At 62.1% G+C, this 256-nt stretch carries 1 protein-coding gene; it reads left to right on the top strand.

The annotated features are described in order from the left end of the window. Positions 1 to 256: hypothetical protein (locus tag SCA31_RS24365; protein ID WP_410699554.1), on the top strand; the 256-nt coding region annotated here is incomplete at both ends.

The following is a 256-nucleotide window of genomic DNA, read 5'->3' as shown; positions in this document are numbered from 1 at the left end:
CCGGACAGCCCAACGGCGCCGCCTCGTGGTTTCCCTGCAACGACCATCCCCGCAGCAAGTCGAGCTACCTGATTTCGGTTACCACGGATGAGAACTACCGCCCCGTGTGCAATGGGCGGCTTGTGTCCAGGTCCCGCAAGTCCAGCCGCGAGACCTGGGTTTATGAGCACGCCGAGCCCATGGCCACCTACCTGGCAACAGTCCAAATCGGCCGCTATCTCATGGTTTCGCTCAACCGCGACGATCACCATCACCG

Source organism: Chryseobacterium sp. SIMBA_028 (assembly GCF_046535285.1).
GTDB lineage: Bacteria > Bacteroidota > Bacteroidia > Flavobacteriales > Weeksellaceae > Chryseobacterium.
The sequence above is the reverse complement of the archived record's forward strand: the minus strand, read 5'-3'. Positions and strand labels throughout refer to the sequence as shown.